At 63.6% G+C, this 19,400-nt stretch carries 16 protein-coding genes and 1 pseudogene; 12 read left to right on the forward strand and 5 right to left on the reverse strand.

What is annotated here, in order from left to right; all coding sequences use genetic code 11:
• Window positions 1-153: 153 nt before the first annotated feature.
• The 4 genes from cobJ to cobG are packed head-to-tail and all read right to left on the reverse strand — an operon-like array spanning window position 154 to window position 4,550.
• Window positions 154-1,851, reverse strand: coding sequence for a precorrin-3B C(17)-methyltransferase (cobJ, locus tag J3361_RS14240; protein ID WP_207965127.1), 1,698 nt, complete (start codon window positions 1,849-1,851; stop codon window positions 154-156).
• Window positions 1,851-2,582: a precorrin-2 C(20)-methyltransferase gene (locus J3361_RS14245; RefSeq protein WP_018608198.1), complete on the reverse strand. Its 732-nt coding sequence runs from the start codon at window positions 2,580-2,582 to the stop codon at window positions 1,851-1,853. The genes cobJ and J3361_RS14245 overlap by 1 nt, the downstream gene beginning before the upstream one ends.
• Window positions 2,582-3,208 (reverse strand): precorrin-8X methylmutase, encoded by a 627-nt coding sequence (locus J3361_RS14250; protein ID WP_003197389.1) that lies wholly within the window; start codon window positions 3,206-3,208, stop codon window positions 2,582-2,584. Before J3361_RS14250 ends, J3361_RS14245 begins: the two co-directional genes overlap by 1 nt.
• Window positions 3,201-4,550 carry a precorrin-3B synthase gene (cobG, locus tag J3361_RS14255; RefSeq protein ID WP_207965128.1) on the reverse strand — a complete coding sequence of 450 codons (1,350 nt, stop codon included), beginning with the start codon at window positions 4,548-4,550 and terminating at the stop codon, window positions 3,201-3,203. The genes J3361_RS14250 and cobG overlap by 8 nt, the downstream gene beginning before the upstream one ends.
• A gap of 921 nt (window positions 4,551-5,471) precedes the next feature.
• Here cobG and cbiE point away from each other — a divergent pair.
• The 12 genes and pseudogenes from cbiE (at window position 5,472) to J3361_RS14310 (ending at window position 17,767) form a co-directional block, all read left to right on the forward strand.
• Window positions 5,472-6,683 (forward strand): precorrin-6y C5,15-methyltransferase (decarboxylating) subunit CbiE, encoded by a 1,212-nt coding sequence (gene cbiE, locus J3361_RS14260; protein WP_207965129.1) that lies wholly within the window; start codon window positions 5,472-5,474, stop codon window positions 6,681-6,683.
• Window positions 6,676-7,773: a cobalt-precorrin-5B (C(1))-methyltransferase gene (locus J3361_RS14265; RefSeq protein WP_207965130.1), complete on the forward strand. Its 1,098-nt coding sequence runs from the start codon at window positions 6,676-6,678 to the stop codon at window positions 7,771-7,773. Before cbiE ends, J3361_RS14265 begins: the two co-directional genes overlap by 8 nt.
• Entirely contained in the window at window positions 7,770-8,492 is a 723-nt protein-coding gene (locus J3361_RS14270; RefSeq protein ID WP_207965131.1) for a cobalt-precorrin-6A reductase, read from the forward strand. Before J3361_RS14265 ends, J3361_RS14270 begins: the two co-directional genes overlap by 4 nt.
• A gap of 855 nt (window positions 8,493-9,347) precedes the next feature.
• Window positions 9,348-9,498, forward strand: a pseudogene (locus J3361_RS29510) (addiction module antidote protein); the annotation flags it as partial.
• Between the two features lie 178 nt (window positions 9,499-9,676).
• Entirely contained in the window at window positions 9,677-10,075 is a 399-nt protein-coding gene (locus tag J3361_RS14275) for a DUF2946 domain-containing protein (RefSeq protein ID WP_207965132.1), read from the forward strand.
• 45 nt (window positions 10,076-10,120) lie between these two features.
• On the forward strand, window positions 10,121-10,600 hold the full coding sequence (locus J3361_RS14280) for a copper chaperone PCu(A)C (protein WP_207965133.1): 480 nt from the start codon (window positions 10,121-10,123) through the stop codon (window positions 10,598-10,600).
• A 58-nt stretch (window positions 10,601-10,658) separates the two neighbouring features.
• A complete protein-coding gene (locus J3361_RS14285; RefSeq protein ID WP_207965206.1) occupies window positions 10,659-11,042 on the forward strand; it encodes a DUF2946 domain-containing protein in 384 nt (127 codons plus the stop codon).
• A gap of 84 nt (window positions 11,043-11,126) precedes the next feature.
• Window positions 11,127-13,253: a TonB-dependent copper receptor gene (locus J3361_RS14290; RefSeq protein ID WP_207965134.1), complete on the forward strand. Its 2,127-nt coding sequence runs from the start codon at window positions 11,127-11,129 to the stop codon at window positions 13,251-13,253.
• Between the two features lie 166 nt (window positions 13,254-13,419).
• Window positions 13,420-14,799, forward strand: coding sequence for a PepSY domain-containing protein (locus J3361_RS14295; RefSeq protein WP_207965135.1), 1,380 nt, complete (start codon window positions 13,420-13,422; stop codon window positions 14,797-14,799).
• A 228-nt stretch (window positions 14,800-15,027) separates the two neighbouring features.
• Window positions 15,028-15,816, forward strand: a complete 789-nt coding sequence (locus J3361_RS14300; protein ID WP_207965136.1) for an ABC transporter ATP-binding protein — start codon at window positions 15,028-15,030, stop codon at window positions 15,814-15,816.
• Window positions 15,813-16,760: an ABC transporter substrate-binding protein gene (locus J3361_RS14305; RefSeq protein ID WP_207965137.1), complete on the forward strand. Its 948-nt coding sequence runs from the start codon at window positions 15,813-15,815 to the stop codon at window positions 16,758-16,760. The genes J3361_RS14300 and J3361_RS14305 overlap by 4 nt, the downstream gene beginning before the upstream one ends.
• The gene (locus tag J3361_RS14310; protein ID WP_207965138.1) at window positions 16,757-17,767 is read left to right on the forward strand and encodes an iron ABC transporter permease; all 1,011 of its coding nucleotides are present in this window, start codon (window positions 16,757-16,759) and stop codon (window positions 17,765-17,767) included. Before J3361_RS14305 ends, J3361_RS14310 begins: the two co-directional genes overlap by 4 nt.
• Here the strand turns inward: J3361_RS14310 and J3361_RS14315 are convergent.
• Complete coding sequence (locus J3361_RS14315; RefSeq protein ID WP_207965139.1) at window positions 17,742-19,277, reverse strand: class I SAM-dependent methyltransferase; 1,536 nt, start codon at window positions 19,275-19,277, stop codon at window positions 17,742-17,744. The genes J3361_RS14310 and J3361_RS14315 overlap by 26 nt on opposite strands.
• Window positions 19,278-19,400: the final 123 nt, after the last annotated feature.

A 19,400-nucleotide genomic window follows, 5' to 3' on the forward strand; every position in this document is an offset into this window, starting at 1 on the left:
GAGCTTGCTCCCGCTGGGCTGCGCAGCAGCCCCAAAAGCAGCGGCTCGATCAGTCTGATACACCCAGGCGCCGGGCGGGGTCTGCTTCGCAGCCCAGCGGGAGCAAGCTCCCTCGCCACAGTAGCTCCCCCCACCACAGAACAGTGTCACGGTTCAGGCCGGTTTGGCCCCATACCAGCGCGGCGTGTACACCCAGTTTCCACCGGATGCACGCGGGAACACACAGGTCGTGGAGGAGCCGATCAGGACCATCGTGCGCATATCCACCTGCTCGGCCGTGAGTTGCCCCAACGTGGTGACACGCAGGGTCTGGCCCGGGCGACCAATGTCGCGCCCCAACACCACCGGCGTCTGCGGTGTGCGGTGCTGGCCGACGATCTCCAGCGCGCGTCCCAATTGCCACGGTCGCGCACGGGAGATCGGGTTGTAGAAGGCCAGCGCCAGATCGGCTTCGGCCGCCAGGTCCAGGCGTTTTTCGATGATCGACCAGGGCTTGAGATTGTCCGATAGCGACATCACGCAGAAGTCATGCCCCAACGGCGCACCGGCCTGGGCGGCGGTGGCGAGGGAAGCGGACACACCGGGCAGGATCTCCAAGTCAACCTGGTGCCAGGTCGGGTCGCTGGACTCGTGCAATGCTTCGAGCACCGCTGCTGCCATGGCGAATACACCCGGGTCACCGGACGACACGACGATCACCGAACGGCCCTGCGCAGCCAACTCAAAGGCGTGTCGGGCACGCTGCATTTCTTCGCGGTTGTCGGTGCAGTGCAGCACTTGATCATCGCGAAACGGGCCGGCCATACGCACATAGGTTTCGTAGCCGAGCACATCGGTGGCCCGCGCCAATTCGGCTTTCACCGCCGGCACCATCAACTCGGCAGCGCCCGGCCCCAGGCCGATCACCGCCAGGCGTCCGCGCGGACGACCGATTTGGGCCACATCCAAGGGTTGCGCGGCAACGGCGATGGCCAGGTTGTCCGTCGCCGAAAGGATGTTCGCCGCCGGCACCGAACTGCGCGCCAAGGAGGCGGCATCGCCCGTCGTCGCCACAAAACGCAGCGCCACCCCGAGTTCAAGCGCCGCTTCACGCAAGGCCACACTGGCCATCAGCGTATCCGCCGCCACCAGGCACGCCAGGCTCTGAAGCGCCACGTTCGCTTGCTGCAAAGCGGCACGAACGGCGCCCGACAGGTCAGCCAACTCGGCGCTCACCACCACCGCGACACAGCGCGGATAAATCAGCAGTTCGTGAGTGCTCGCCTCACGCTCGGCATGGCCGACGTGGATCGTGCGCCGCGCCTGCGGGTCTTGCGGCAACTGCGCCTGATCCAGCCACGGCGCCGCGCCTTCGATGCGCACCGGTTCCCCGGCCAACAGATCGGAGACGAAGCGCTTGCCCTGCTCCAGATCGCCGAGGCTATAGCCGCTTGGCGGATTGAGCAGGCAGGTGCCGAAACGCAATTCGCCGCTGGTGGTGATCGCTGGTGCCACTTGCAGCATTGCCGCGATGTCCCGGGCCATGGCGTTGACCCCGCCCAGGCCGCCGAGCAGCGGCACCACGGCGCTGCCATCCTCGGCCACTGCCAGTACCGGCGGCTCGGCGCCTTTTTCCAGCAACAGCGGCGCCAGGGTACGGATGACGATGCCCGCCGCGCACAGGGCGATGATCGGCGTGTCCTGCTGATAGAGTTCGCGCAACGTCGCGCCAAATTCCAGGTACTGCCGATCGCCCTCGACCCGTCCGGCCAGGCCGTGGATCAGCGCGTCGGGATAGCCCTGCTGGATCCGTCGGGCCGTCCCCAGGCTGCCGGGGCCGAGGATGACGATTGCAGGCGTCTTGGCGGCCATCAACCCTGCCACCGTTCGCCCGGCACGATGATCAGCGAGAAGTACGGCGAAGACATCGGCTCGACTTCATCCAACGGCACGATTTTCTGGTTGGCCATGGTCGCGCGCTCGACGTACAGCGCCCGCCCGTCCATGCCCAGTTCCTGGAGCACTTGGCGAACCTTGGGGAAATTGCGTCCCAGCTTCATGATCACCGCCGCGTCCGCGTCGGCCAGGCGGCGCTTGAGATCATCGTGAGGCAGGACGCCCGAGAGCACCGACAGGCTCTGGTTGCGATAGACCAGCGGCGCACCGAGCACCGAGGCTCCGCCGAGCATCGAGCACACGCCGGGGATGACTTGGGCCTCATAACGCTCGGCCAGGCGATCGTGCAGGTACATGTAGGAGCCGTAGAAGAACGGGTCGCCCTCACAGATCACCGCCACGTCGCGACCGGCGTCCAAGTGCACGGCCAACTGCTCGGCGGCGGTGTCGTAGAAGTCGGCGATCACCTGTTCATAGGACAGCGGCGCCGGCAGCGCTTCGGTGGTGACCGGGTAGACCAGGGGCAGCAACGTCTGCGCGTCCTGCAAATGGGCCTCGATGATGCCGAAGGCGTTGCCCTTCTTGCCCTTGGCGACGAAGTACGCCACCACAGGCGATTCGCGCAGCAGGCGCAGGGCCTTGACCGTAATCAGTTCCGGGTCACCGGGGCCCACGCCGAGGCCGATCAGACGTCCAGGCTGCTGCATCATTCAATCTCCGTAGCGAGGGCGTTGACGGCGGCGGCGGCCATCGCACTGCCGCCCAGGCGACCTTGCATGATCACGAACGGTACACCGCGGCTGTTGGCCGCGAGCATCGCCTTGGACTCGGCGGCGCCAACGAAGCCCACCGGAAAACCGAGGATCAATGCCGGTTTCGGCGCGCCGGCATCGAGCATTTCCAGCAGGTAGAACAGCGCGGTCGGTGCGTTGCCGATGACCACAACGCTGCCTTCCAGGTGCGGGCGCCACAGCTCTAACGCCGCAGCCGAACGGGTGTTGCCCAATTCCAGGGCCAACGCTGGGACGCTCTCGTCGCGCAACGTGCAGATCACCGGGTTGTTGGCCGGCAGGCGAGCCCGGGTCACGCCTTCGGAGACCATCCGCGCATCGCACAGGATCGGCGCACCGGCGGCCAGCGCCTGACGCCCGGCCGTGCCCGCGCCCTCGGAAAACTGCAAGCCATCAATGGCCTCGACCATGCCGCAGGCGTGGATCACCCGCACCGCGAGTTTCTCCAGATCGGCCGGAATGCGCGCCAGGTTGGCTTCGGCGCGGATAATCGCGAAGGAGTTGCGATAGATCTCCTGACCGTCGCGGATGTAATCAAGCATCAAGGGGGCTCCGGGGATGAGCGTCGAGCCAGTGGCCGAGCGCTTCAATAGTCAGATTGTGGGCTTGCAGCGCACCGAAACCTGGCTGCGCGGCATCACGAAAATAAAGGTCGTAACGACCGGGGGCGACCGCCAGCAAGGTGGCAGGCGCAACATGGGCCGCCGCGCAGGAACGTGGGCAGCCCGATAGATGAACCTTCATGGCATGGCCTTCGCCTTGCAGCAGATCGGCCAGTTGGCGGGCGTCGGCCTTGGTGTCGGCCAGGGCTTTGCCGCAGCCACTGGAGCCGGTGCACGCGATGAGTTGTGCCAGGGGCTGATCGCTCGAACCCAAGAACCCCAACGCCTCGAGCCGCGCTAGCACTGGGGCGGCATCTTCACGGCGCACGTTGGGCAGCAGCAGGCTTTGCCAAGGGCTGAAGCGCAGGCTCGCGTCGCCTTTTTCCCGCGCCAGTTGCGCCGCGCCTCGCAGCATCTGCGGATCGAGCCGCCCCAGGGGCGCCGCCGCGCCGACGTAGACGCGGTCGTCGTGCTGGGCATGGACGCCGAGGTGCAGCCCATCGATGGACGCCTCCCGCTGCCAATCCAGACAAGCTTGCAGGGGCACGCGGTGGACCAGGCGGCTGATAAATTCATCCACGGGGATTTCCGTCAGCAACTGGCGCATGCGGATCTGGTCCGGGCGGGCCAGGTCTAGGAACTGCTCCAGCACCGCCACCACCAAGGCATGGCCCTGGGCCAGGGGCACCCTGCCCGCCGGTTTATCCAGGGGTGTGCCGGCCAAGCCGAAGGCCAGCCAGGGCTCACCGTCACGGACCAGGGCCGACAGCCACAGGTCGTGGTGATGTTCGAGCATCGCCAACGCTTCGCCACCGTCCAGTTGCACGGCGAACTTGGCCGACAACTCATGAAAGCGCTCGTGGGTTTGCAGGGTGACGAGGATCTGCTCGGCCAACGGGCGAGTGTCGAACAGCCTCTGCCGGTCGATCCCGGCCGAGGGGCTGAGCATCAGGTTGCGCACGTCATCGCCCGCCGGATTGCGTGGGCCAAGCCCGGCGGCCAGCAGTGCCTCGATCAGCGCACCGTGCTCGGGACCAATCCCGCGGATTTGCAGGTTGGCCCGGTTGGTCGCCTCGATCACCCCACCGGCGAACCGCTCGGCCACAAAGGCCACGGCTTCGGCCTGATCCGCCTGGATGGAACCGCCGTCGAGCTTGATCCGACAGATCCCCCCGTCCAGCGCCTGGACGACACGCAGCAACCCCGGGCAACCGGAGGGGCGTACGACGTTGGAGGATGGACGTTCGTTCAAGGGCAAACCGACAAATAAGAAACGCCGCATCGGCGAAGGACCGCCATTATGCCTGCTTTGCCGGGGGGCATGAAAAGCTTGCTGGTCGGATTGAGGTGAGATGGCTCAAGAACACGGGTTGCCTGATCCAATGATGGTGTCTGTATCGCCGTCATCGCGAGCAGGCTCGCTCCCACAGTTTGGATCGGGGTGTTCATCAATTTGGTGTCCGCCACCGATTCCTTGTGGGAGCGACAAATTCTGCGTTCAACCCCAAATCCCTGTGGGAGCGAGCCTGCTCGCGATAGCGGTCTGTCTGAAAAAGTGATGCTGGATGGACCGCCGCCTTCGCGAGCAAGCTCGCTCCCACAGTTTTGATCGGGGTGTTCACAAATTCTGCGTTCAACCCCAAATCCCTGTGGGAGCGAGCCTGCTCGCGATAGCGGTCTGTCTGAAAAAGTGATGCTGGATGGACCGCCGCCTTCGCGAGCAAGTTCGCTCCCACAGTTTTGGATCGGAGTGTTCACAAATTCTGCGTTCAACCCCAAATCCCTGTGGGAGCGAGCCTGCTCGCGATAGCGGTCTGTCTGAAAAGTGATGCTGGATGGACCGCCGCCTTCGCGAGCAAGCCCGCTCCCACAGTTTTGGATCGGAGTGTTCACAAATTCTGCGTTCACCCCCAAATACCCTGTGGGAGCGAGCCTGCTCGCGATAGCGGTCTGTCTGAAAAAGTGATGCTGGATGGACCGCCGTCTTCGCGAGCAAGCCCGCTCCCACAGTTTGGATCGGGGTGTTCACAAATTCTGTGTTCAACCCCAAATCCCTGTGGGAGCGAGCCTGCTCGCGATAGCGGTCTGGCGGTGACATTGATGTTGCGCCAGGCGCCTGATCCGCCGGGGCGCGGTATGATGGCGGCCCGGTTCGCGGCGGCAACACGCCTGTCGATCAACCCCATCCATTCGAGGAATAAAGATGACCCCCTGGCTGACCGTAGTGGGCATCGGTGAAGACGGCTTCAAGGGCCTGGGCCGAACGGCTCGCCATGCCTTGCTGCGGGCGTCACGCATTGTCGGCAGCGACCGGCAACTGGCGCTGCTGCCATTGTGTATCCGCGGCGAACGGGTGCTGTGGCCGAGCCCGTTTTCCCTGGAACCGCTGCTCGCTCGGCAAGGCGAACCGGTGTGCGTACTGGCCAGCGGCGATCCGATGTTCTACGGCGTAGGCGCCAGCCTGGCGAAACGGGTGCCGATTGATCAAATGCAGGTCATCCCCGCGCCATCCTCCTGCTCGCTGGCCGCGGCGCGCATGGGCTGGCCGTTGCAGGACGTGGTCACGCTGTCGCTGGTGGCGCGCCCCCTGCCGGCGCTCAATGGGTATTTATCCACAGGCCTCAGGCTGTTGCTGCTGAGCAACGACCGCCACAGCCCCGCCGCCGTGGCGACCTTGCTGCGCGAGCGGGGATTCGGCCCAAGCGCCATGACGGTGCTGGAACACTTGGGCGGCACGGCAGAACGACGGATCGAAAGCACTGCGACACAATGGTCCGACGCCACCGTCGCCGACCTGAACCTGATCGCCATCGAATGCCGGGCCGAACCGTCGGCACCGCGCCTGTCACGCCTGGCCGGTTTGCCCGATACCGCGTTCGAGCATGACGGTCAGTTGACCAAACGCGACGTACGCGCCATCACCCTCGCCCGCCTCGCCCCCACACCTGGCGAGCTGCTCTGGGATGTCGGCGCCGGCAGCGGCTCCATCGGCATCGAATGGATGCGCGCCCACCCCAGTTGTCGGGCGCTGGCCATCGAAGCCGACGAAGGCCGCCAAGGCTTGATCGAACGCAACCGCGACACCCTCGGCGTGCCCGGCCTGCAACTGATTCGCGGCAGCGCCCCCCAGGCGCTGGAAAACCTCGAACGTCCGGACGCGGTGTTCATCGGCGGCGGCGTCACCCGCGAAGGCGTGCTCGACGCCTGCTGGGCCCAACTAAAGCCCGGCGGTCGGTTGGTCGCCAATGCCGTGACCCTGCAAAGCGAAACGACCCTGATGCACTGGCGCGAACGTCACGGCGGTGAACTGACCCGCATCCACATTGCCCAGGCCCAGCCACTGGGCGAATTCGACACCTGGCGCCAGGCCTTGCCGATCACCTTGCTGGACCTGACGAAACCTCTCGATGCGTGACGAAACCGCCGAACAACCCGCCCCCTTGCGCAGTGGCCTGACCACCGGCAGTTGCGCCACCGCCACCAGCCTGGCGGCGGCCCGCCTGCTGCTGCGCGGCACCGAAGCTGACGCCGTGGAAATCATCCTGCCCAAGGGCAAGCAGGTGCAGATGCGCCTGGAGTTCTGCCGCCTGACCGACCAAGGCGCCGAGGCCGGAACGATCAAGGACGCCGGCGATGACCCGGACGTGACCCACGGCGCCCTGTTGTTTTCCCAGGTGCGCTTGATCGCCGAGCCCGGCGTGCACTTCATCGCCGGTCGCGGCGTCGGCACGGTGACGCGACCGGGGTTGGTGCTGGGCGTCGGTGAGCCGGCGATCAACCCGGTGCCACGCAAAATGATCAACGACCACCTGGGTCGGCTGGCCGAGGAAAGTGGTTATACCGGCGGTTTCGAAGTCACGATCAATGTCGAGGGCGGCGAAGCCCTGGCGCTGAAAACCATGAACCCGCGCCTGGGCATCCTCGGCGGCCTGTCAATCCTCGGCACCAGCGGCATCGTCCGGCCGTTCTCCTGCGCGGCCTACATCGCCTCGATCCACCAGGGCATCGACGTGGCGAAAACCAACGGCTACCTGCACATCGCCGCCTGCACCGGCAATGCCAGCGAAGACACCATGCGCCGGGTCTACAACCTGCCGGAAATCGCCCTGATCGAAATGGGCGACTTCGTCGGCGCCGTGCTCAAACATGTGCGCAAGGTACCGGTGGAAAAACTCAGCCTCTGCGGCGGTTTTGGCAAGATCAGCAAACTCGCCGCCGGCCACATGGACCTGCACAGCCGCCACTCGAGCATCGACCTGCCACAACTGGCCGAATGGGCCGCCGCCATCGGTGCCGATGAGGTGTTGCAGCAAGGCATTCGAGAAGCCAACACCAGCCAACAGGCCCTGGCGATGGCCAGCGCCGCCGGCATCGCCCTCGGTGACGCGGTGTGCGACCACGCGCTGGCCTTCGCCCGCAGCGTGGTGCCGACCCAGGTCCAGGTCGAAGTCTTCGCCATCGACCGCCAGGGTGGGATTGTCGGCCAGGCTGGAGTTTTGAAATGAAACGTATCCTGCTCCTCGGTGGCGTCACCGAAGCCCTGGCCATCGCCCGCACCCTCGGGCCCCAGCACATCTACAGCCTGGCGGGCATCGGCCGCATCCCCACCGACCTGACCTGCCAGGTCCGCGTCGGCGGCTACGGCGGCGCCGAAGGGCTAGCGCACTTCATCCGCGCCGAGGGCATCGACCTGCTGCTGGACGCCACTCACCCCTACGCCGCCCAGATCAGCCACAACGCCGCCCACGCCGCCCGAGCCTGCGCCATCCCCTGCTGGGCCCTGCGCCGCCCGGCCTGGCAACCCCAGGTCGGCGATGACTGGCGCGAAGTGGCCGACTGGAGCGAACTGATCCAGGCCCTGCAACCCTTCCACCGGCCCCTGTTCACCCTCGGGCGTGAGCCGCTGCAACACCTGAATGAAATCCCGCCAGAGCAATTCTGGACCCTGCGGGCGCTGGAGGTTTATTCCGGTAATGAGCGCTGCGAAGTGATTGGGGCTCGTGGTCCTTTTCATATCGAGAGCGAGCGTGAGCTGTTCGAACGACGGCGGATCGATGTGCTGGTGAGCAAGAACAGTGGCAGCACTGCTACGGAACCGAAGCTGGAGGTGGCGCGGGAACGGGGGGTGCCGGTGTTGGTGTTGAAGCGGCCGGTGTTGGCGGGGGTGGATCGGGAGTTTGGAACGGTGGATGAGGTGTTGCGGGGGCTGCGGCAGCTGGTCTGACAGAAACCTGCACCGTCCTACAAGCCTGTCCTGTCAGAACTACGTCAGCAGGCTACATCACCTTGCGTCGCTGCCTACAACTACGCCAGAATCCGCCGGCTTGTGCGCCTTGGAGGCCGTCGGTAACTTGATTCCCGTCACTGCCCATCAGTGATCGGGTTTAGTCGCCCGAGGTTTTCAGCGGGTTCACAAGCTTCGTCAGTCAGGTAGTTCATCCCTGCACTTGATGATGGTTGTGCGCAGGGCGCCTTCGGGCGCGCCGGTAATGCTGGACTCCCGGTCGACTAACCTGCGCACAGCCGCCGCCCTGTGGCGAGGGAGCTTGCTCCCGCTGGGCTGCGCAGCAGCCCCAAAAAAGCGGACGCGATATTCCTGACACACAGCAATGCCTGGTTTTAGGGCCGCTCCGCGCTGGAGCGCCAGCCCGGCCCAGCGGGAGCAAGCTCCCTCGCCACAAAGATCTCATGCGCCCTTCAGACCGGGGCGACACTCTCGATGAAGGGCCAGCCATGGTCGGCGACCTCGCATTCGATCTGGAGGGCTCGCGACGACATATCGCGCAAGGGGTCCAGCAAATGATTGAGCTGGGCCAGTTGTTGGCGAATCGGGCATTGGATGTGGTCGACCCGAGATAAGCGACAGGACGTTGGCTTTGATCAAAATCGATTGGTCAAACCCACCCCTGTGGCGAGGGGATTTATCCCCGCTGGGCTGCGAAGCAGTCCCAAAACATAAGCTCACAGTTTTGTCTGGCGGACTGCATTCACTGCTCTTGGGGCTGCTACGCAGCCCAGCGGGGATAAATCCCCTCGCCACAATGAATGCTCACGCCATTAGATTTTCAAAGGTAACGCTATGCCTCTCACACGAAGCTATAAGCACACGATCATCGAACGCGTCAGGTGTGATCCTGAATTCTCCAGAATCCTGCTAGATGAAAGCCGTAACTCTGATTTTGAACGGAGAGCAGGAGATGGCGAGAATGATCCTTCGCAATCTGTTCAATGTCATCGGAGCCCTGTGGCGAGGGAGCTTGCTCCCTCGCCACAAAAGCACTCACCTGAAGATACCTTGCTATTGTTACTCACAAGCCTGCGACCCTACACCGCACGTGGCCTTTTTACTTCTGCCCCCCGATCAGGCTAAATACCGCCACCTGATCGCCCAACCGAGCGGATTGCCCCATGTCCCGACAACGGCTTGCATTTGCCTGGATCGCCTGCTTCGCAGTGCTGTTCAACATGCTTGCCATGCCGCTTGCCAACAGCGGGGGTTCGACCGCCAATTCGCCAGCCGAGCAACTGTTGTGGGGCAGTTTCTGCTCGTCCAGCGGCACGAAAATGGTGGCGATATCCTTGGGCAAACTCGAACAGGGCGCGCCACAAAAAGACAATCACTCGACCATGCAACATTGCTGGTGCTGCTCAGGGCCGGCGCCGTTGGTGGCGCTCGCCGGGCATGCTCCGCAGTTGTTTCTGGATGCACAGTTGGCCCATCGTGCCGCCGTCCATTCCGAGCTCGACAGCCCCACGCCACGCCAGCAGTGGCCCAGCCTCAACCCCCGCGCCTCGCCTCTGGCCTGATTCTTCCGCACACACCTGCGTCCTGAATCGTTCCGGAGAATTGCCATGTTGAACAGACTTATCCTGCTGGCCGCCCTGCTGCTTCCCATCGGCTTCGCCCAAGCTCACCAATACAAAGCGGGCGAGCTTGAGATCGCCCATCCATGGTCCCAGGAATTGCCGCCCAACGCGCCGACCGTGGCCGCCTATTTCGTGCTCCACAACAGCGGCAAGACCGCAGACAAGCTGCTCAGCGTCGACTCGCCCATCGCCGGCAAGGCCGAGCTCCACGAGCATGTGATGCAAAACGACCTGATGAAAATGCAACCGGTGCCCGTCGTAGCCATCGCCCCCGGTGCCACCGTCACCTTCGCACCGATGGCCTATCACGTGATGCTGCTGGACCTGAAGGACCGCAGCCTGCTCAGCGACGGCAAGCGTTTCCCCATGACCCTGCACTTCGAAAAGGCCGGGGATGTCACGGTGGATGTCGCGGTGCAGAAAAAAGCACCCGACGGCACCAAGACGCATAAGCACGAACAGTAAGACATAGCCGCCCATGCAACCTCGTCGCGCCAGCCTGCCCACCCGCCGCCGTCAGCCCATGAGCCTGACCCGCGGTAGCTGGATCAGCCTGTTCGCCATGCTGATGATCTTCATCGGTCCGCTGGTTTCCCAGTCGATGCCGATGGATCAACGCATGTCCATGCCTATGAGCATGAACATGGAGATGAGCATGGACATGTCGGCGCACGAAGCGCCGGCAGCCGAGCACTGCCCGCCACAGAGCGAGCATCATGCGCTGTGGGAAAAGTGCGGTTATTGCAGCCTGCTGTCCAATTGCCCCGCGCTGCCTGGCGGTCACACCTTCGTCGCCTTCGACACACCCCACACCAACACCTACACCAGCCCTTCCCCACGCCTGGGTCATGCCCGGCCGGCATTATTCCCGGGTGCCCGCACCCGCGCACCGCCCCTCGACGCGTAAACCTGACACTTAACTTACCCCGGTCATACAAGACAGCCCCAGGCTGCCCGACCGTGTCGTCTACGTCTGTTCGATGGAATCATCATGTCCAGGTTTTCTGCTGGCATCGCTTTGGGCTCTGCCCAGGTTCGCTGCCCCCTGAACGAGCCACGGGTTCGTTTGCGCCAAACCATCGCCGCACTGTGCGGCCTGCTGCTCACCCCGCTCGTTTTGGCCGACGAGCACGAGCATCTCGATCATCCGGTCGAAGAACTGAGCCCGACGGTCATCACCGCCATCGCTCCCAGTTCCCCCCTGACCGTCGTCACCAATCCCAAGGACCCGCGCCAACCGGTGCCGGCCAGCGATGGCGGCGATTACCTCAAGACCATTCCCGGCTTCGCCCTGGTGCGCAACGGCGGCACCAATGGCGACCCGGTGTTGCGTGGCATGTTCGGTTCGCGGCTGAACATCCTCACCAACGGCAGCATGCTGCTGGGTGCTTGCCCGGGCCGGATGGACGCGCCGACGTCCTACATCTCGCCGGAAACCTACGACAAGCTCACCGTCATCAAAGGCCCGCAAACCGTGCTCTGGGGCCCCGGTGCCTCGGCTGGGACCGTGCTGTTCGAGCGCGAGCCGGAACAGTTCGGCGAGTTGGGCACCCGGGTCAACGCCAGCGTGCTGGCCGGCTCCAACGGCCGCTTCGACAAAGTGGTGGATGCCGCCGCCGGTGGGCCGCTGGGTTATGTACGGGTGATCGGCAACACCGCCCATTCGGACGATTACCGCGACGGCAACAACGACACCGTGCCGTCGCGCTATGACAAGTGGAATGGCGACGTCACCCTCGGCTGGACGCCGGACGCCGATACCCTGCTGGAGCTGACCGCCGGCAAGGGCGACGGTGAAGCGCGCTACGCCGGGCGCGGCATGGACGGTTCGCAGTTCAAGCGTGAAAGCCTCGGGCTGCGTTTCGAGCGCTCGAACATCGGCGAGGTGCTGGACAAGGTCGAGGCCCAGGTCTACTACAACTACGCCGACCATGTGATGGACAACTACACGCTGCGCACGCCGTCCGGCACCGGGATGATGGCTGGGCCCATGGCCTCCAACGTCGACCGTCGCACCCTCGGCGCCCGCATCAAGGCGACCTGGCGCTGGGCCGATGTGCAATTGATCAGCGGCCTGGACGCCCAGACCAACGAGCATCGCCAACGCAGCAGCATGGGCGTGGATACCTACAAGGACCTGCCGTACACCAAGGATGCCGACTTCCATAATTACGGGGTGTTCGGCGAATTGACCTGGTACGCCGCCGACCGCGACCGAGTGATCACCGGCGCCCGGCTCGATCGCGCCTCGGCCAAGGATTACCGCCAGAGCATCGGTTCCGGCATGTCGGCCCGTCCCAACCCTACTGCCGATGACACCCGCGCCGACACGCTGCCCAGCGGTTTCGTCCGCTACGAACACGACCTGGACGACAGCCCTGCCACCCTCTACGCAGGCATCGGGCACGCCCAGCGTTTCCCGGACTACTGGGAGCTGTTCTCGGCGAACGTTGGCCCGAGCGGTTCGCTGAATGCCTTCGACGCGATCAAGCCGGAGAAGACCACCCAGCTCGACTTCGGCCTGCAATACAAGACCGACACCCTCGAGGCCTGGGCATCGGGGTACGTCGGGCAGGTGCGCGACTACATCCTGTTCGATTACACCCCCGGGATGATGGGCACCACCTCGCGAGCCGAGAACATCGACGCACGGATCATGGGCGCTGAATTGGGTGCGGCCTACAAACTCACCGAGCGCTGGAAAGCCGATGCCACCCTGGCCTACGCCTGGGGCAAGAACAGCAGCGACGGCAGCGCCCTGGCGCAGATGCCGCCGCTGGACGCGCGCCTAGGCCTGACCTACAGCGAAGACCGCTGGAGCGCCGGGGCCTTGTGGCGGGTAGTGGCGGCGCAGCACCGCGTCGATGAGAACAAGGGCAACGTGGTGGGCAAGGACTACGGCAAAAGCTCGGGATTCGGGGTCTTCTCGCTCAACGGCGCCTACCGCATCAACCAGCACTGGAAGGTCAGCAGCGGCGTCGACAACCTGTTCGGCAAAGCCTACGCCGAGCACTTGAACCTGGCCGGCAACGCCGGGTTTGGTTACCCGGCGAGCGATCCCCAGGCCATCAACGAACCGGGGCGTACGCTCTGGACCAAGGTGGATATGAGTTTCTAAAAGCATCGCGGGCAAGCCTTGCTCCCACAGTATTTGTCATTACTGAGAGACAAATTGTGCTCCCTTAGCAATGGGAATACCTGTGGGAGCAAGGCTTGCCCGCGATCGGTTGCGCAGCAACCGCCAAAAACATAACAACCCAATTTGCCCTGCGGAGCGCTTTGCAATGAGCCAACCGAAACCGAATTTCTACAACCTGGCCTGGCGCTGGCATTTCTATGCCGGGCTGTTCGTGGCGCCGTTCATGGTGATGCTGGCCCTGACCGGGATCATTTACCTGTTCAAGCCGCAACTCGATCCACTGATGTACGGCAGCCTGCTGAACGTGCCGGCCGGGCATCACACCCTGGCGGCGGACGAGCTGCTCAAGCAGGTCCGCCAGGCTTACCCCGAAGGCCAGGTCAAACAATACTTGCCACCGGTCAACGCCGAGCGCAGCGCGCAGTTCGTGGTGATCGACAAGGGCCAGGAACTGAACGTGTTCATCGACCCGTACCACGGCGACGTGCTCGGCGAGCAGGATGCGAAGAACAACCTGCAAGCCATGGCCCGGGCGATCCACGGCGAGTTGCTGATCGGCACGGTGGGTGACCGATTGGTGGAAATGGCCGCCGGCTGGGGCGTGGTGCTGGTGGTCTCCGGCCTGTACCTGTGGTGGCCGCGCGGACAATCGTCGGCCGGCGTGCTGTGGCCGCGCTGGAGCGCACGCGGTCGGCTGTTCTGGCGTGACCTGCACGTTGTCGTCGGTTTCTGGGGCGCGGCATTCCTGCTGGTGATGCTGCTCAGCGGCATGACCTGGACCGGCTTCTGGGGCAAGCAATACGCGGACCTCTGGAACCGCTTCCCGGCGGCGATGTGGAATGACGTGCCCAAGTCCGACGTCGAGGCCGGCAGCCTCAACAACGCCCATCGCCAGACCGTACCCTGGGCCATGGAAAATACGCCGATGCCGATGTCCGGCGACCATGCCGAGCACATGGCCCACGGCGGCATGCATGAAGGCCCCGCCGCGCCGATCGTCAGCCTGCAAGCAGTGCAGGACATCGCCACCGCGCGCCAGGTCGAGCCCGGTTACAGCATCACGTTCCCAACGACCGCCTCGGGCGTGTACACGGTCGCCGTGTTCGCCGATGACCCGCGCAACGACGCGACCCTGCACGTAGACCAGTACACCGGCAAGGTCCTGGCCGATGTCCGCTGGGAGCACTACAGCATCGTGGCCCGCGCCACCGAAACCGGCGTGATGTTGCACGAAGGCAAGATGTTCGGCGCGGTGAACCAGATCCTTGTGCTGCTGGTTTGCCTGATGATTCTGCTCAGCGCCGTGAGTGGCCTGGTGATCTGGTGGAAGCGCCGTCCCCAGGGCAAGTTCGGCGTGCCGCCGCTGCGTCACGACCTGCCGACCTGGAAGACTGGCGTGTTGATCATGCTGGCCCTGGCGGTGGTGTTTCCATTGGTGGGCGCTTCGCTGGTGGTGGTGTGGGCGCTGGATCGCCTCGTCACCCGGTTCAATCGCCAGCCTGAGATTGCCTCATCTTCAAGCTGAAGACAGCGAGTTAACGGAAGGTGGCGCGAAACCTCTACAATCGTGCCCGCCTTCCAAACCACGAACACAATTCAAACTGTGTGGGGCTTTGTGGGAGCAAAGCTTGCTCGCGATCCAGGCGCTGCGGTCCTCAAGAGACCGCGTCGTTTTCATCGCGGGCAAGCCTTGCTCCCACACAGCTCGCTCCCACAGGGGATTGAGGTCCGATCCAATAATTTGAGTAACTGCATGACCTCCCTAACCCTCTCCCACCTCGCCTGGACACCCCTGGGCCATGGCCACTGCCATCACCAGTTCCAACTGCGTGACGCCACGCTGCAGGTGACGGCCGGGGAGTTTGTCGGGTTGATCGGACCCAACGGCAGCGGCAAGACCAGCCTGTTGCGCTGCGCCTATCGCTTCAGCCGGCCGGAAAGTGGCGAAGTAAAATTGGAGCATCACAATGTTTGGCAGCAGTCCTCGCGCTGGTGCGCCCAACGCATCGCCGTGGTGCTGCAGGAGTTTCCCGACGCCTTCGGCCTGACGGTGGAGGAAGTGGTCGCCATGGGACGTACGCCCCATAAGGGCCTGTTCGACGGCGACCACGAAGAGGACCGGAGATTGGTGCTACAGGCCTTGGCATCGGCAGGACTCGAAGGCTTTGGCGACCATGCCTTCGCCACGCTGTCGGGAGGCGAAAAACAACGAGTGATCCTCGCCCGCGCCCTGGCCCAGCAACCGCAGTTACTGATCCTCGACGAACCGACCAACCACCTCGACCCGCACTATCAATTGCAACTGCTGCAACTGATCAAGGGCCTGGGCATCGGCACCCTCGCCAGCCTCCACGATCTGAACCTGGCCGCCGCCTTCTGTGATCGCCTGTACGTGATCGAACATGGGCGCATCGTCGCCAGCGGCACGCCCAAGGACGTCCTCACCGCCCAGCTGTTGCGCGAAGTGTTCGGCGTCGAAGCCCTGGTGGATGAGCACCCGCTGTCCGGCTACCCACGAATCACTTGGATAACCCAACCATGACCTTGCGTTTCCTGCTGTTGCTGCCCCTCCTGCTGGGCAGCGCAAATGCCCTGGCCGAAGCCACCCGCTACCCGTTGACGATCCAGAGCTGCAACCGCCAGGTGGTGTTCAACGAGGCCCCTCGGCACGCCGTCAGCCATGACATCAACATGACGCAGATGATGCTCGCCCTGGGGCTCAAGCCGCGCATGGTCGGCTATAGCGGCATCAGCGGCTGGAAATCGGTGACGCCCGAGATGGCCAGGATTCTCGATGGCCTGCCGGAGCTGGCCGCCAAATACCCCTCGGTGGAAACCCTGCTCAATGCCAACGTCGACTTTTTCTTCGCTGGCTGGGACTACGGCATGCGTGTGGGCGGCGACCTGACCCCGCAGACCTTGCAACCGCTGGGCATCAACGTCTACGAACTGACCGAATCCTGCGCCTTCGTGATGAAACGCCCGGCGGCCTCCCTGGAAGACACCTACAACGACCTGCGCAACCTCGGGAAAATCTTCGATGTACAGGATCGCGCCAATGCGCTGATCGCGACGATGCAGGCCCAGGTGGCCGAAACGCGCAAGCACCTGCCGACCCAACAACCGCGCGTGTTCCTGTATGACAGCGGCGAAGACCGGGCCATGACCTCCGGCCGCCTCGGCATGCCCCAGGCCCTGATTGACGCGGCCGGCGGACGCAACATCCTCGATGACGTGGAAACCAGTTGGACCCGGGTGAACTGGGAGAACGTGGTCGAGCGCAACCCGCAGGTCATCGTGATCGTCGACTACGGCGAAGTCAGCGCCGAGCAGAAGCAACAATTCCTGCTGGATAACCCGGCCCTGCAATCGGTGGATGCGATCAAGCAGCGGCGCTTCATCGTGATCCCTTACGTGCAGGCCACACCGGGTATCGACAACGTGCTGGCGGTGCAAACCCTGGCACGGGGTTTCCACCGCCAATGAATAATCGTCGCTACGGCGCCCTGCTGATGGTCCTCGGTGCGCTGCTGCTGGTGTCGTGCGTGGTATCCCTGGGTTTCGGGCCGGCGCGGGTGCCGGTGGCCGTGGTCTGGGATCTACTGCTGCATAAGGCCTTCGGTGTGGGCGAGGTCTATTGGACGCCCGGCCAGGAACATATCGTCTGGCTGATCCGCGTCCCGCGCCTGCTGCTCGGTGCCCTGGTCGGTGCGGGGCTGGCGCTGATCGGTGCGGTGCTGCAAGCGGTCACGCGCAACCCGCTGGCCGATCCGCACCTGTTGGGTGTCACCTCCGGTGCGACCTTGGGAGCGGTCATCGTGGTGTTGCATGTCGGTGAAGTCATCGGCTTGCTGACCCTGCCCCTCGCGGCCTTCATCGGCGCACTGCTGAGCATGTTGCTGGTCCTGGCCATCGCTGCCCGCCAGGGTCGCCTGGAGAGTGATCGGCTGTTGCTGTGCGGCGTGGCGGTGTCCTTCGTGATGATGGCGGCGGCCAACCTGCTGCTGTTCCTCGGCGATCATCGCGCCAGTTCGGCAGTGATGTTCTGGATGCTTGGTGGCCTGGGCCTGGCCCGTTGGGAGCTGCTGGCCGTGCCGGCCGCCAGCGTGGGGTTGGGGCTGGTGTTGCTGCTGGGCATGGCCCGGCCGCTGAACGCGCTGATGGCGGGCGAACAAACCGCCGTGACCCTGGGCCTGAACGCGGCGAAGGTGCGGTTGTGGATTTTCCTGATCGCGTCGCTGATGACCGGCGTGCTGGTGTCTATCAGCGGCTCGATTGGTTTTGTCGGGCTGATGGTGCCGCACATTGCCCGGCGCCTGGTGGGCGCCGAGCATCGGCGGTTGCTGCCGGCCTGTGTGCTGCTCGGCAGCCTGTTCCTGGTGTGGGTGGACGTGGCGGCACGCACGTTGATCGCGCCGGAGGACTTGCCGATTGGGGTCGCCACAGCCGCTATCGGCGGACTGTTTTTTATCGGTCTGATGCGCCGCCGCTGAAGAGATGCTTCTTTTTGTAGACGCCGAATAGCTCGGTCCCAAGGCCTCCATTGCGAAAATGCTCAAGCTCCGCTCGTACCATATCGATGACCAGCGCCTGGTCTTCAGCGGCTTCAAGATGAAAATTCCCGCTGTAGGCAAGATTCACCATCCGCCAGAGAAAGCAGTTGGTGCGGTAAACGTCTACCGGCTTCAGCCAACGCTCCAGGAGCGCGGTAATTTCCTCGCTTCGAATCCCCTCGAAACACCCAATCGAATGGTCCTTGTCTGGAATGACCGCATCGACGGCCTGGGTGTCGGCATTTAATCGGTAGCGCGCCGGCAAGGACGAGAATGCGGCGTCAGCGGCAATGATTGCGTCGGGCCACAAGCGGTTGCCGTTACGTCCCACAGCCTCCCCCACACTCCAGAACTCCCCATCGTTTTTCAAACTACGGGAGATAAAGAGCATGACTTTTTCCAGCTCGACCAAATGATGCAATGCCGAAACACACATGATGACGTCCCACTGCTCACCGGTAGGCACCAGGTTATTTGCATCCGCCACGATCAAATCGAGGCGGATCCCTGGCGGAAACTGCTTTGCCGCGATTTGAAGCAAGTCCTCATTGATATCCAGCAATGACCATTCCACGCCTTCGGGTACCGCCGCTGACAAACCGGCCTCTATCCGCGCGGCGCCACTGCAGATTGACAAAACCTTTATGGCGCCGTGGTCCATGACTTTCTGGCGTAGCCTCGCTTGAAAATCCGGCGGAGTCTCCGGGACGTTCGCCCTCAGCAGACGCGTCGCATAAGAGTAGGCGGCCTCGCCTTCAAACGGCTCCAAAATGACCATGTCAGCCTGCGCAGCATGCCCTTGCGCCTGAGCCGGTCCATTTAATCGGCGGACGGTGCGAGCAACGCCCATTGCCGTTTCACTCTGGCGCTCCTGAACGTTTGCATAGAACTCATTCCGGTAGACGCTACTGAAGTGTGCGATCTCGTTTTTCATGCGCATGGGTTGATGGGTTTTCGCCAGAAGCGCTTTCATCTCTCCCTCTCTGGCGACGCACAAGTCAGCTATCGCCAACCAATCTGCCGTCGGATCGTTCTTCGCCCCAGGCCCGCACGCGATCAAGAGTCGGCCACGCTTCCCTGCCAACCAAGCCAGATCCAAATCCACCGTCCTCCATTCCGACGGTGTATAGCCTCCACACACATGGAAAATCCCAAGTTGGAATTCGGCTTGAGCTAGATCATCGAAAAAAGCAACTGAGCAGGTGAGCCCATCCGAACTGATGCTGGGTAGGGCCGCCGAAAAACGAACGTGCAAGGTTGAATCAGGAAACACCTGCAGCTCACTGCTTCGAAGGTGCTCTCCAGCGGTGAGAATCAGCGAATACCTGCCTTCTCTCAAATGTGTCGCATGCATCCACTTCGGGTGCTCGACCGGTTTAGTGCCAGGCAACACGTCAAACACCGCCGTCTCGTCGAGAAGAAAACTGCTCGCAGGGCCAGAGTCATTCAAAACGGATTTCCCCTCTTCAGAATGGCAGAAGAGTCAGCATAGTCGGGCGGTCGAAAATCTCACGTTGAATTGGCTCACCTTCCACGCCCCAATACGGAGCGCCTTCCTGCACCAGCCCCCGCG

The sequence above is a fragment of the Pseudomonas sp. OA65 genome, assembly GCF_017498305.1.
Lineage (GTDB): Bacteria > Pseudomonadota > Gammaproteobacteria > Pseudomonadales > Pseudomonadaceae > Aquipseudomonas > Aquipseudomonas zanjanensis.